This is a genomic window from Ruegeria halocynthiae (assembly GCF_000743705.1).
Taxonomy (GTDB): domain Bacteria; phylum Pseudomonadota; class Alphaproteobacteria; order Rhodobacterales; family Rhodobacteraceae; genus Ruegeria; species Ruegeria halocynthiae_B.
Window position 1 is genome coordinate 191568 of the sequence record NZ_JQEZ01000003.1, and the last position, 12627, is coordinate 204194.

The following is a 12627-nucleotide window of genomic DNA, read 5'->3' on the forward strand; positions in this document are numbered from 1 at the left end:
AAAAAGACATGGCAAGTGGATGGTCTCAGTATGTCTACTTTCAGAGACCCCATCCCATAAAGAAAGAACAATCCGATGGCACACCGAGCGGTTCTGACCGCGCGACAACGCGCGGCGCTCTTTGATCTTCCAACTGACGAGATGGCGTTGCTTCGACATTACACCTTGGACGATGAAGACATCGAGAACATTCGAACGCGGCGACGGCCAGAAAACCAGATCGGCTTTGCCCTTCAGCTTTGTGCCTTCCGATATCCCGGTCGGTTGCTGAAGGCTGGCGAAGTGATCCCCGAGCCGGTGTCCCGCTTCGTGGCTGCACAGCTCGGATTGAAGACGAATGATCTACTGCCATATGCCACTCGGGAAAAGACCCGCCGGGAGCATCTGGATGCTCTGCGCAAGATGTACGGGTATAAGATGTTTTCCGGCAAGCGCGCCAAGAAAATGCGGTGCTGGCTGGACCAGAATGCTGAAGCGGCGCAATCCAGCGAGTTTCTGGTGCGCGGGTTCGTGGAAGAATGCCGCAGACGGCAAATCATTTTGCCAGGGATTTCAGTCATAGAGCGTCACTGCGCAGATGCGTTGGTCGCTGCTGAACGCAGGGTAGAAGCACGCATTGCGGCTCGTCTCGACGCAAAAATGCGTGTCCAACTCGACAACTTGCTGACCGAAGAGGTGGATGGTCGGCTCAGCCGGTTCATCTGGTTACGGCGGTTCGAGGTGGGCAAGAACTCCGCCGATATGAACCGTCAGCTCGACCGGTTGGAATTTCTGCAACGGATCGCGTTGTCTCCCGCAATCCTGGACGATGTTCCTGCACACCGGGTCGCGCAATTGCGCCGCCAAGGCGAAAGATATTTCACGGATGGGCTTCGGGACATCACCAGTGATCGTCGTTTGGCCATCCTCGCCACCTGCGTCGTGGAATGGTCGGCCGCCATCGCAGATACCGTTGTCGAAACACATGATCGGATTGTTGGCTCAATCTGGCGGGAGGCAAAGAGGATTTGCGATGCCCGTGTTGCCGAGGCGCAATCGGAGATCGCGGCGACCCTGGCCGGGTTCGAGACATTGGGTACGGCATTGTTGTTGGCCAAAGGTGATGAAGTGGCTGTTGCCGGTGCCGTGGATGCTTCCTGTGGTTGGGGTGTGCTGGAAAACCTCGTCGCAACGGCAGGGGCACTCGGTAAGACCGTCAAGGCGGATGCGCTGGCCTATGTCGAACAGGGCTATCATCGCTTCAAACTCTATGCCCCGCGAATGCTGACTGCGTTGGACATCACGGGAGCCAGTGTGGCTGAGCCTTTACTTGCGGCGGCCGATGTGATCCGCGACAGGCGGGATATTCCATGCCGCTCTGCGCCATTTCTTCAGCCGCAGTCAAAATGGCGGGGCCACTTGCGGAATCCCGAGAACAACCGAGACCGTCTCTGGGTTGTCGCGGTGCTGTTCCAACTGCGCGAAGCCTTCAGATCTGGTGACGTCTGGCTTGCTCATTCCCGTCGCTACAGCGACATGAAACAGGCTCTGGTTCCAGTTGAAGCGGCACAGACTATGGGCCTGTCGATGCCATTGGAACCGGAAGTCTGGCTTGCAGATCGCAAACAACGGCTGGAAGACGGGCTGCACAGGCTTGCGATGGCGGTCAGGAACGGGGCCCTTCCCGGTGGTATCATTGAGGGTGGTAGGTTGCGCGTCGAACGGCTTGAAGCAGATGTGCCCGCTGAAGCTGATAGCCTCATCCTTGATCTCTATCGCCGCCTGCCAGAAGTTCGGATCACGGATATTCTTATGGACGTGGCCAATGATACGGGCTTCACCGACGCCTTCACTCATCTGCGCACCGGGGCACCCTGCAAAGACAAGCTTGGTTTGCTGAACGTCATTCTGGCAGAGGGGCTGAATCTCGGCTTGAGCAAGATGGCTGCGGCCAGCAGCACGCATAGTTTTACTCAGTTGGCACGGCTTTCAAACTGGCACGTGGAAAGTGACGCCATCAATAGGGCCTTGGCCGCGGTGATTGAGGCACAGGCGCGGTTGCCAATGGCAAAATGCTGGGGTGCTGGCGAAACTGCTTCCAGTGATGGTCAGTTCTTTCCCACCACGCGTCAGGGCGAGGCGATGAATCTGATCAATGCGAAGTACGGCCACGAACCAGGTCTGAAAGCCTATACCCACATGTCAGATCAATACGGCCCATTTGCCACGCAGGTCATTCCCGCAACAGTAAACGAAGCCCCATATATTCTGGATGGGTTGCTGATGAACCTGACCGGGAACAAGATCAAAGAACAATATGCTGATACAGGAGGCTTCACCGATCTCGTATTTGCCGCTACTTCGCTGCTTGGCTATCTGTTCATCCCGCGCATCAGGGACCTGCCCTCAAAGCGGCTGCATGTCTTTGACCGTCGCAGCGTCCCGACTGAGCTGAAGGGCTTGGTGGGCGACAAAATCCGAGAAACCACCATCATCGCCAACTGGCCGGATGTTCTGCGCTGCATCGCAACGATGCTCTCAGGCAGATTGCAGCCCAGTCAACTTCTGAAGAAACTGGCCGCACGGCCACGACAACATGATTTGGCCGTCGCTCTTCGCGAAATCGGTCGCGTTGAACGAACGCTGTTCATCATCGAATGGCTGCTCGACACTGACATGCAGCGCCGCGCTCAAATTGGTCTCAATAAAGGTGAGGCGCATCATGCCCTAAAGAGCGCTCTGCGGATTGGTAGGCAAGGGGAAATCAGGGATCGCACGACCGAAGGCCAACACTTCCGGGTCGCCGGTCTCAACCTTCTCACTGCTATCATAATTTACTGGAATACTAAGCAGCTTGGCATAGCGGTCGCGCAGCGGAAAAAGGGCGGTTTGAAAACGCCAGGATATCTCCTATCGCACATATCGCCTCTTGGCTGGGCGCACATCATCCTCACGGGCGAATACAGGTGGCGGAAGATGAAGGCGGGAAATCCGTGAAGGCCACCCGGCGAAAGCTCCCAACATCCTTCGACCGTTCGATTTGACAAGGCTTTACTATGCAGGTGACGATCACAAAATGTCCAAGTTACTACAAGATGTTCGGCAATACGGCAAAACTCCCTCTCGCGTTGTCGTGCTTCACGGCGGGCCTGGCGGTGCCGGAGAGGCAGAACCGTTTGCGCGTGAACTTGGGCACATGGGCTATGATGTTCTTGAACCCTTCCAAACGCGCCAATCAGTGGGTGGACAGGTTGATGAACTCAGATCGCAGATCGAACAATATTGTGAGCCTCCTGTGCTTGTCATCGGTTGGTCTTGGGGTGCCTGGCTCGGATGTTTGCTTGCTGCGCAACACGAGGATTTGGTCCGTGCACTCATCCTTGTCGGGAGTGGACCACTCGAAGCGCGTTACACTGAAGCAATCCGAACCACAAAAAAAGTGCGCCTGTCAGACGAGGAGCAGGCCGAATTGCTGACTTTGCGCTCCATGGCTGAGAGTCCCACAGACGCCGCTCGCTTCATTGAACTCAGTGATATGGCAGACACCTACTCACGAGACACGTCCGCGCAACCCAATGTTGTTTTTGATGAAGTTATTCACAAGGCAGTTTGGCCCGAAGCTGATGGCATGCGCAAAGACGGCTCGCTTCTGGAAGCTATTTCCACCATCCGATGCCCTGTCCTGGCGATCCATGGTGATTACGACCCAAGACCGTCAGAAGGTGTGAGGTTGCCATTGCAGGCAGCACTTCCTTCTGCTGAATTTGTTGAAATCAAGCGGTGCGGACATAAGCCTTGGCAAGAGATATACGCCAAAGATGAATTCTATCGTTTGGTTGAGAAAACGATCACATAGGTGGCGGCAATATCGGACTCCGGGCTAAACGCCCTATTCTGCACTCAGCCGGACTCGACCCCACCGTGGGCGGCCCGGCCCTGCGCGCGCTGACTTTCCATGATCGCGCCCGCATGATCAAAGCGCTGGCGATGGCCCTGAATGCGCGCAAGCAAGAGCTGTATGATCTGAGCTTTTCGTCTGGCGGCACCCAGAATGACCACATGATCGATGTGGATGGCGGCATCGGCACCATGTTTGTCTTTGCCTCGAAAGGCCGCCGCGAGCTGCCGGATGGTCAAATCTATTTGGACGGTGAACCCGAGACGCTGTCCAAGGGCGGGAACTTCCTGGGCCAGCATATCTGCACCCCGATGCAGGGTGCCGCTGTCCACATCAACGCGTTCAACTTCCCGGTCTGGGGCATGCTGGAAAAGCTGGCGCCCACTTTACTGGCCGGGGTCCCGGCGATTGTGAAGCCCGCAACAGCGACTTGCTACGTTACAGAGCGCGCGGTCAGAATAATGCTTGAAAGCGGCCATTTGCCGGATGGCGCGTTGCAGCTTGTGGCGGGTGGCCTTGGCGACACGTTGGATCAACTGACCTGCCAGGACATTGTCAGCTTTACCGGCTCGGCCGATACCGCGCTGAAACTGCGCGCGGCCCCGGCCATCCTGAAGAACTCGATCCGCTTTGTGGCCGAACAGGACAGTCTCAACGCGTCGATTCTGGGACCTGACGCGGAACCCGGAACGCCTGAATTCGACCTGTTCATCAAGGAAGTTCAGCGCGAGATGACTGCGAAGGCCGGGCAGAAGTGCACTGCCATCCGGCGCATTCTGGCCCCACAATCGCAGGTCGATGCGGTAATCCAAGCCCTTCAGGGACGCCTTGCGAAAACAGTCATCGGTGACCCGCAGGCCGAAGGCACACGTATGGGTGCACTTGTGTCGAACGCCCAAAAGCGTGACGTGCTTGCAAAGGCTGCCCTACTCGCAACCGAGGCCGAGCGTGTCTTTGGTGACCCCGACAATTTCGAGGTCAACGGAGCCAGCGCTGAAACCGGCGCGTTCCTGCCCCCCATGCTGTTTCACTGTGCTGACCCGGACAAAGCACAACGTATTCACGATACCGAAGCCTTTGGCCCTGTCTCAACAATCATGGGGTATCGCGATCTGGATCACGCCATTCAGCTGGCCAACCGCGGCGAGGGATCTCTGGTGGCTTCCGTTATCACACATGACCCGCAAGTGGCGCGCCAGGTTGCCATGGGCGCGGCCGCCTATCATGGGCGCCTGTATTTCAACAACCGCGACAGCATGAAAGGGTCAACCGGCCACGGCTCGCCCCTGCCGCACCTTGTTCACGGCGGCCCCGGCCGCGCAGGCGGTGGCGAGGAAATGGGCGGCATACGCGGTGTCATGCACTACATGCAAAGAACTGCGGTACAGGGAAGCCCGGATCTGATCGCGGCGATTGGAGAGCAATGGGTGCCGGGCGCGGCCGAGATTGAAGGGCCTGCGCATCCGTTCAAGCGCAGGTTCCACGAACTGCAGATTGGCGAAACGCTCCATACCGCATCACGCGAAATCACGGTTGAGGATATCGAGCACTTCGCGGATTTCACCGGCGACACATTCTATGCCCATACCGATCCCGAGGCGGCAAAACGCAATCCGTTTTTCCCCGATCGTGTGGCCCATGGCTATCTGCTGCTAAGCTTTGCCGCCGGTCTGTTCGTTGATCCGGATGAAGGCCCGGTTCTGGCCAATACGGGCCTTGATAACCTGGCATTCATGAAACCTGTGGTCGCTGGGGACAGCCTCAAAGTGCGGCTGACCGTTAAGCAAAAAACTCCGCGCAATGACGAATATGGTGAGGTTCGGTGGCATGTTACGCTGAAAAATCAGGATGACGAACCGGTCGCCGAATACGAGCTTTTGACCATGAACGCATTCTAATGCTGCCATGACCTCAGATTGCCTGGCTTCCAGTGATCAGTTCCCCATATCGAAATCGGTGCGCTAAGCAGGCCAACTTTAAGTTACCGAAATCTATAACGTTACGATTATCTGTAACATGAAACTTGTTGGATAACCATTTTGGCCTATACTTACTTCAGGAACGAAAGCGGCGGAGACAGGTGTGACGGAAGCGTTTATTTGTGATGGCGTCAGAACGCCGATTGGACGATACGGCGGCGCTCTGTCGGCCGTGCGAGCAGACGATCTTGCCGCAGTACCAATTGCGGCGTTGATGCAGCGCAACCCGGACGTGGACTGGTCAACTGTGGATGAGGTGATCTTGGGCTCGTCCAATCAGGCGGGGGAAGACAACCGAAATGTCGCGCGCATGGCCGCCCTGCTGGCAGGCTTGCCCGAGGGTATTCCCGGCACGACCATCAACCGCCTTTGCGCCTCGGGCTTGGATGCCGTGGGCTTTGCCGCGCGCGGCATCAAGGCCGGTGATTATGAGCTGACGATAGCCGGTGGTGTGGAAAGCATGAGCCGCGCGCCCTTTGTGATGCCCAAGGCCACAAGTGCTTATTCCCGCGCGAACACGATTTACGACACAACATTGGGCTGGCGGTTCGTGAACCCCAGAATGAAGGCGCAATATGGTGTGGATTCCATGCCTGAAACGGCGGATAATGTTGCGGAAGATTACGGCGTCTCACGCGCGGATCAGGACGCCTTTGCCCTCCGCTCTCAGGAACGCTGGGCTGCGGCGAATGCAGCAGGCTTTTTTGCGGATGAGATAACGCCGGTTGTTGTGCCCCAGCGCAAGGGTGACCCAATCACCGTTGACGCGGATGAACATCCCCGTCCGGGCATGACGCTGGAAAAACTGGGTGGGTTGCGCGGCGTGAACGGCCCGGACCTGACCGTGACCGCAGGCAATGCAAGCGGTGTCAACGACGGTGCCGCCGCCTTGCTGGTGGCTAGTCAGTCGGCGGTAAATACACATGGATTGACCGCCAGGGCGCGGATCATCACGACGGCAAGCGCCGGTGTTGCCCCCCGCGTTATGGGTATTGGTCCGGTTCCCGCCAGCCGCAAGGCGCTGGACCGGGCGGGTCTGACCATCGACCAGATGGATGTGATCGAACTGAACGAAGCGTTTGCGGCACAGGGTCTGGCCACCCTTCGGGAACTGGGCGTCGCGGATGACGACCCTCGGGTCAACCCCAATGGTGGTGCGATTGCAATCGGCCACCCGCTGGGCATGTCGGGCGCACGGCTTGTGCTGACGGCGGCCAATCAATTGCAGCGGACTGGCGGGCGCTATGCGCTGTGCACCATGTGCGTTGGTGTCGGGCAAGGTGCCGCAATGATCATTGAACGTGTGTAGAGGAGATCGCCCATGTATGCTCAGATGGTAAAATCCGAAGCGTCACAGGAAGATCCCGAAAAACTGGCCGCGTTTCAGAAACGCATTGACGCGAATGAGAAAATCGAGCCCAAGGACTGGATGCCCGAAGGGTATCGCAAAACCCTGATCCGCCAGATTGGGCAGCATGCGCATTCGGAAATCGTCGGTCAGCTGCCCGAAGGCAACTGGATCACCCGCGCCCCAACGCTGGAACGTAAGGCCATTCTTCTGGCAAAAGTTCAGGATGAGGCCGGGCACGGTTTGTACCTGTACTGCGCAGCCGAGACCCTGGGCGTCAGCCGCGATGAACTGACGGAAATGTTGCTGGACGGGCGTATGAAATACAGCTCGATCTTCAATTACCCGACATTGACATGGGCCGATATGGGCGCGGTTGGTTGGCTGGTGGACGGGGCTGCGATCATGAATCAGGTGCCCTTGCAGCGCACGTCATATGGCCCCTATGCCCGCGCGATGGTGCGCATCTGCAAGGAAGAGAGTTTTCATCAACGTCAGGGGTTCGACATCATGATGAAGATGGCCAATGGAACTCCTGCGCAAAAGCAGATGGCGCAGGATGCGCTGAACCGCATTTGGTTCCCGGCCCTGATGATGTTTGGCCCATCGGACAAGGATTCGGTTCATTCCTCGCAATCCATGGCCTGGAAAATCAAGATGAATACCAATGACGAGCTTCGTCAGAAATTCGTCGATCAAACCGCGCCGCAAGCTGAATATCTGGGGCTGACCGTTCCGGATGAAACACTCGCCTGGAACGACGAGAAGGGTGGATATGACTTTGCCGAACCCGATTGGTCGGAATTCCACGACGTCATTCAGGGCAATGGTCCCTGCAACGCCGACCGGCTGGAAGCCCGCAACCGTGCCTGGAACGACAACGCCTGGGTACGCGAGGGCATGATGGCCCATGCCGCCAAGAAACGCGCACAGAAGGTAGCAGCACAATGAGCGATCCCAGAAATGAGTGGCCGCTTTGGGAAGTTTTCATTCGTGGGCAGCACGGTTTGAGCCACCGCCATGTTGGCAGCCTGCACGCGGCCGACGCTGAAGGCGCGCTGAAAAACGCCCGTGACGTTTACACCCGTCGCAATGAAGGTCTGAGCATCTGGGTGGTCGAGGCCGCACAGATCACGGCCTCATCTCCATCGGACAAAGGCCCGCTTTACGAACCAGCCGAAAGCAAAGTCTATCGCCACCCGACGTTTTTCGACATCCCCGACGAAGTCGGAGCGATGTAATGAACAACGCCCTGTTCGAAAGCTTGCTGCGCCTTGGCGACAACACTCTGGTCATTGGTCACCGTGTCAGTGAATGGTGCGGTGTCGCGCCGGTGCTGGAGGAAGATATCGCGCTGGCGAACATGGCGCTTGATCTGATCGGTCAAACCCAGATGTGGCTTGGCCTTGCCGCAGATGTCGAAGGTGAAGGACGCAGCGCCGATGATCTGGCGATGCTGCGCGATGTCTGGGATTTCCGCAATGTATTGTTGGTCGAGCAGCCCAATGGCGACTTTGGCCAGACCATCATGCGTCAGTATCTTTTTGATCAGTTCCACCTGCTGCAATTACAGCACCTGACCCAAAGCACCGAGGATCGGATCGCCGCCATTGCCCAAAAAGCAGTGAAAGAGGTGACGTACCACGTCGACCGTTCCCGTGATACGGTCGTCGCGCTTGGCGACGGAACCGAGGAAAGCAATCGGCGTATGCAGGCCGCGCTGACCAAACTGTGGCCCTACATTGGCGAGATGTTCGCAGCCGATGCGATCGATCTTGAAATGGCTACTGCCGGTGTAATCCCCGACCCGGCCAGCCTGCGCGCGGATTACGATGCCGCCACACGCGTGGTTTTTGCCGACGCAGTGCTTACCCCACCCGCCGGTGACTTTGCGCATGGCGGTGGGAAGACGGGCTTTCGCCACTCGGAACATCTGGGCCACCTGCTCACGCAGATGCAATGGCTTCAGCGCGCCTACCCCGGGGCACGGTGGTAGGATGACGGTCAGCGTCGCGCAGGTATGGCAATGGCTGGACGAGGTTCCGGATCCGGAAATCCCCGTAATCTCGGTGGTCGATCTGGGCATCGTACGCGACGTGAAATGGGATAATGAGACGCTGGAGCTGGCGGTAACCCCGACCTATTCGGGCTGCCCCGCCACCAGAGTCATCGCGATGGATATCGAAACCGCTCTGCGGGACCACGGGCTGTCCGACATTCGGATCAAAACCCGGATCTCACCGCCCTGGACCACAGATTGGTTGACCGAAAGCGGGCGCGCGAAGCTGGAAGAATATGGGATTGCACCGCCGTCCCCTGCGGGAGGCCCCGAAAAATGCCCACAATGTGGGTCAGGAAATCTAAGCAAAATCAGCCAGTTCGGATCAACACCGTGCAAGGCGCATTGGCGGTGCGACGATTGCCTGGAACCGTTCGACTATTTCAAATGCCTCTGAGGGGATCGCCCGATGCCGCGTTTTCATCAACTTACAGTCACCGAAGTTCGCAAGACCATCCGCGATGCGGTTGTGGTCAGCCTGAAGCCGGAAAACGGCGGGAATTTTGACTTTATACAGGGTCAGCACCTGACTTTTCGCCGCGATTTTGACGGTATTGAAGTCCGGCGCTGTTACTCGATCTGCACCGGCAAGCACGAGGGTCTCCTGCAGATTGGTATCAAAAAGGTTCAGGGCGGCGCGTTTTCAACGTGGGCCAATGAAGAGTTGCGACCGGGAATGCGCCTTGAAGCCATGGAACCCACCGGGGCGTTTCACATCCCGCTGACGCCGGAAGACCCCAAATCCTATCTCGGGTTTGCCGGCGGCTCGGGGATCACGCCGGTACTGTCGATCCTTAAAACCACGCTGGTCGCCGAACCGCAGTCGAAATTCACACTGGTCTACGCCAATCGCGGGGTCAGTTCGATCATGTTTCGCGAGGAATTGGAGGACCTGAAAAACCAGTTCATGCATCGCCTCAACATCATCCACGTTCTGGAAAGCAACGCGCAGGAAATCGAGCTGTTCCAGGGTCGTGTGGACGCCGAGAAATGTAAGGCGTTGTTCGATCACTGGGTCGATGTCGAAAGCGTCGCGACCGCATTTATCTGCGGACCAGAGCCCATGATGCTGGGTATCGCGGCGGCGCTGAGAGATCACGGCCTGAGCGACGAACAGATCAAGTTCGAACTGTTCGCATCCACCCAACCCGGGCGGTTGGAGCGCCCCCAAAGTACAACGGCCGATGCCGCAGAAGCGGAAGGATCGGTCAAAGCCACAATCACCGTCGATGGCGCGACACAGACCTTTGATATGTCGCGCAACTCGACCGTTCTGGATGCTGCGCTGGACAACGCACTGGGTGCGCCCTTTGCCTGTAAAGCAGGCGTATGTTCGACCTGTAAATGCAAGCTGTTGAAGGGCCAGGTGGAAATGGTCGCCAACCACGCGCTTGAGGATTATGAGGTTGAGAATGACTTTATCCTGTCCTGTCAGTCCTTCCCGTTAACGGACGAGATTGTCGTTGACTATGACCAACACTGATGCACCCGGCCCATCGCCCAGATCGTCGAAGGCGATTGGCAATTTGGCAGGTGCAGCATACCCTGACCCGATGACTGACGCAGCCATCGACACATTCCTTTCCGAGTACCTTGCCGATAAACCACCCCGGGTCTGGTCCCTGGTAGTGACATTGTTCGGAGATCTTGCGCAGGATCCCGGCGCAAACCTGTCGGGGGCGCTGCTGACCCAGATGTTCGAGGCAATCGGCATCAAGCCTGATGCCTTGCGGGTCGCCCTGTTTCGGTTGCGCAAGGACGGGTGGATTGTCAGCGCACGAACCGGACGTGCCAGCAATTATGCCCTGACAGATTGGGGGCGTGCGCAGTGCGTCACCGCGAACCCCCTTATATACGGGACACCGTCTGCAACCCAAAAAGCCTATCTGGCCATCGCGGATCCGGCCGTTCCGCTGGATCACAAAAAGCTGGGCCTGCATCCGGTTAGTGGCACGCTGTACCTGTCCGACAAACCCCTGTCATCTTCATCCGCTCTTGTGGTCGAACTGACGCGCGAACAAGCCATTCCTGAGTGGGTTTCGGATCGGTTGTGCCCGCCTTCACTGGTGCAGGCGGCGGCTGAATTTCTGGACCGGCTAGAGCTCATCGAAACGCGTTTGGCGGTCCTCAAATCTGCCCCGCCGCTTGAGGTGGCGCTGATCCGTGGGCTAATTGTCCACGACTGGCGCCGGATCGCACTGAAGATCCCCCAGATCGGAGAGTTTCTGCTGTCCGAGAAATGGAAGGGGGATCAATGCCGCAGGCGCGTTCATAAAATCCTGAAAGAGTTGGAGCTGCCACCGGCGGCCAGCCTTAACCAGTGCATTTGAACCCTCTCGCCACCAAGTTTGAGTGAGAACGCAAAGGGTTAGTCGAGATCGTGACGACAGTGCGGGACGAAGTTAACTTTCGCCGCATTTGCCCCAAGGTCTGCTTTCTAAAGATGGTCAGTGGGCATATTGCCCGACCACTTAGCCGCCTATCAGAAGGTTTTGGCGGATTGCGGCAACTTCTTCATCCGAAACCGCAAGAACGTTGCGGCGATAGTTCTCAAACGATCCATACTGATCCTTAAGCGTGACAACGGCACCCCTCGGAAGCTTCTACACATAGTTTGCCAATAATTTATATTGACGATCGAAAAAACAACTTAGCTCTTTGACATCGTTAATATTTTTTGCAGCCGAGTAGTCCACACCTCTGCTGGTCGTTGTGGAAATGCGTACATTCGCCATCAATTGATGCGATTACTTCTTCCGCCTTAAGTAAAGTCAAATTTGCTTCGTTGAATAAATCTATCCGATGAGTTCTGGCAGATTCTTTTGTCGTTCAGTCTTCAATCTCGGCCGCAGATCAAGAAAGTGGACTGTTATCGACAAGGCACCTACCGACGCATTTTCTATCCGTACCGCTTCCTCACGGAGGAGGAGAAACAATTCGTCGACATTGATCCGGCAGCTTTTGTCCGGGTGATCCCACTTCCGATCTTTCGAAAGCGTCACCATTAAGGCTCCAGATCGACTGTGCTCTGCTGCCATGTACTTATTCACGAGCTGGCTTTCGATCGTATCGCGCAAGTCTTTAGCTGTACGTCTATCGCCTAACTTGAGCTCGATCACTGCTTCATGGGGCGAGTTTACCGAACGCAATCTGATATCGGTTTCCTTTTCGTCTGCTGTAACAGCCTCTTGGTCCACCGTGTATATCGAGTTCGCCGAATGGCTTAGCTCGCGGGCGATTTTCGAAAAAATCTGTAAGGAGAAGTCCGCGACGTCTATGATCTGACCTGAATCAACAATATGAAACACATACCCCGCTCACACGGGCAGTTTGTCGGGGCAATCATCATCGGCAGCACCCACCC

General features: G+C 56.9%; 11 protein-coding genes and 1 pseudogene. 10 read left to right on the forward strand and 2 right to left on the reverse strand.

Features of this window, described 5'->3' with window-relative positions:
- Window positions 1-75 precede the first annotated feature (75 nt).
- The 10 genes from JT51_RS11740 to JT51_RS21235 all read left to right on the forward strand — a co-directional run bounded on the left by JT51_RS11740 (window position 76) and on the right by JT51_RS21235 (window position 11593).
- On the forward strand, window positions 76-2976 hold the full coding sequence (locus JT51_RS11740; protein WP_037312677.1) for a Tn3 family transposase: 2901 nt from the start codon (window positions 76-78) through the stop codon (window positions 2974-2976).
- 79 nt (window positions 2977-3055) lie between these two features.
- Window positions 3056-3835 (forward strand): alpha/beta fold hydrolase, encoded by a 780-nt coding sequence (locus tag JT51_RS11745; protein WP_037312679.1) that lies wholly within the window; start codon window positions 3056-3058, stop codon window positions 3833-3835.
- An 11-nt stretch (window positions 3836-3846) separates the two neighbouring features.
- Window positions 3847-5775: a phenylacetic acid degradation bifunctional protein PaaZ gene (gene paaZ / locus JT51_RS11750; protein WP_327285363.1), complete on the forward strand. Its 1929-nt coding sequence runs from the start codon at window positions 3847-3849 to the stop codon at window positions 5773-5775.
- A gap of 184 nt (window positions 5776-5959) precedes the next feature.
- Window positions 5960-7165 carry a 3-oxoadipyl-CoA thiolase gene (gene pcaF / locus JT51_RS11755; RefSeq protein WP_037312681.1) on the forward strand — a complete coding sequence of 402 codons (1206 nt, stop codon included), beginning with the start codon at window positions 5960-5962 and terminating at the stop codon, window positions 7163-7165.
- Window positions 7166-7177: 12 nt separating this feature from the next.
- Window positions 7178-8155, forward strand: a complete 978-nt coding sequence (paaA, locus tag JT51_RS11760; RefSeq protein WP_037312684.1) for a 1,2-phenylacetyl-CoA epoxidase subunit PaaA — start codon at window positions 7178-7180, stop codon at window positions 8153-8155.
- Window positions 8152-8445, forward strand: a complete 294-nt coding sequence (paaB, locus tag JT51_RS11765; protein WP_037312686.1) for a 1,2-phenylacetyl-CoA epoxidase subunit PaaB — start codon at window positions 8152-8154, stop codon at window positions 8443-8445. The genes paaA and paaB overlap by 4 nt, the downstream gene beginning before the upstream one ends.
- A complete protein-coding gene (gene paaC, locus JT51_RS11770) occupies window positions 8445-9200 on the forward strand; it encodes a 1,2-phenylacetyl-CoA epoxidase subunit PaaC (protein ID WP_037312688.1) in 756 nt (251 codons plus the stop codon). Before paaB ends, paaC begins: the two co-directional genes overlap by 1 nt.
- Window position 9201: 1 nt before the next feature.
- The gene (gene paaD / locus JT51_RS11775) at window positions 9202-9660 is read left to right on the forward strand and encodes a 1,2-phenylacetyl-CoA epoxidase subunit PaaD (protein ID WP_037312690.1); all 459 of its coding nucleotides are present in this window, start codon (window positions 9202-9204) and stop codon (window positions 9658-9660) included.
- A gap of 12 nt (window positions 9661-9672) precedes the next feature.
- Window positions 9673-10746, forward strand: coding sequence for a 2Fe-2S iron-sulfur cluster-binding protein (locus JT51_RS11780; protein ID WP_037312692.1), 1074 nt, complete (start codon window positions 9673-9675; stop codon window positions 10744-10746).
- A gap of 70 nt (window positions 10747-10816) precedes the next feature.
- A complete protein-coding gene (locus JT51_RS21235) occupies window positions 10817-11593 on the forward strand; it encodes a PaaX family transcriptional regulator C-terminal domain-containing protein (protein WP_160175183.1) in 777 nt (258 codons plus the stop codon).
- A gap of 141 nt (window positions 11594-11734) precedes the next feature.
- On the opposite strand, the pseudogene JT51_RS22435 reads toward JT51_RS21235, so the two are convergent.
- Together JT51_RS22435 and JT51_RS11790 are read right to left on the reverse strand one after the other, a co-directional pair.
- Window positions 11735-11842: pseudogene (locus JT51_RS22435) on the reverse strand (tyrosine-protein phosphatase); the annotation flags it as partial.
- Between the two features lie 216 nt (window positions 11843-12058).
- Entirely contained in the window at window positions 12059-12571 is a 513-nt protein-coding gene (locus tag JT51_RS11790) for a hypothetical protein (protein WP_037312694.1), read from the reverse strand.
- Between the last annotated feature and the right edge of the window lie 56 nt (window positions 12572-12627).

What these genes read in the sequence shown, in the direction of transcription:
- JT51_RS11740 (WP_037312677.1), top strand. Translation starts at nt 76, where the DNA reads ATGGCACACCGAGCGGTTCTGACCGCGCGACAACGCGCGGCGCTCTTT.
- JT51_RS11745 (WP_037312679.1), top strand. Translation starts at nt 3,056, where the DNA reads ATGTCCAAGTTACTACAAGATGTTCGGCAATACGGCAAAACTCCCTCT.
- paaA (WP_037312684.1), top strand. Translation starts at nt 7,178, where the DNA reads ATGTATGCTCAGATGGTAAAATCCGAAGCGTCACAGGAAGATCCCGAA.
- paaB (WP_037312686.1), top strand. Translation starts at nt 8,152, where the DNA reads ATGAGCGATCCCAGAAATGAGTGGCCGCTTTGGGAAGTTTTCATTCGT.
- paaC (WP_037312688.1), top strand. Translation starts at nt 8,445, where the DNA reads ATGAACAACGCCCTGTTCGAAAGCTTGCTGCGCCTTGGCGACAACACT.
- paaD (WP_037312690.1), top strand. Translation starts at nt 9,202, where the DNA reads ATGACGGTCAGCGTCGCGCAGGTATGGCAATGGCTGGACGAGGTTCCG.
- JT51_RS11780 (WP_037312692.1), top strand. Translation starts at nt 9,673, where the DNA reads ATGCCGCGTTTTCATCAACTTACAGTCACCGAAGTTCGCAAGACCATC.
- JT51_RS21235 (WP_160175183.1), top strand. Translation starts at nt 10,817, where the DNA reads ATGACTGACGCAGCCATCGACACATTCCTTTCCGAGTACCTTGCCGAT.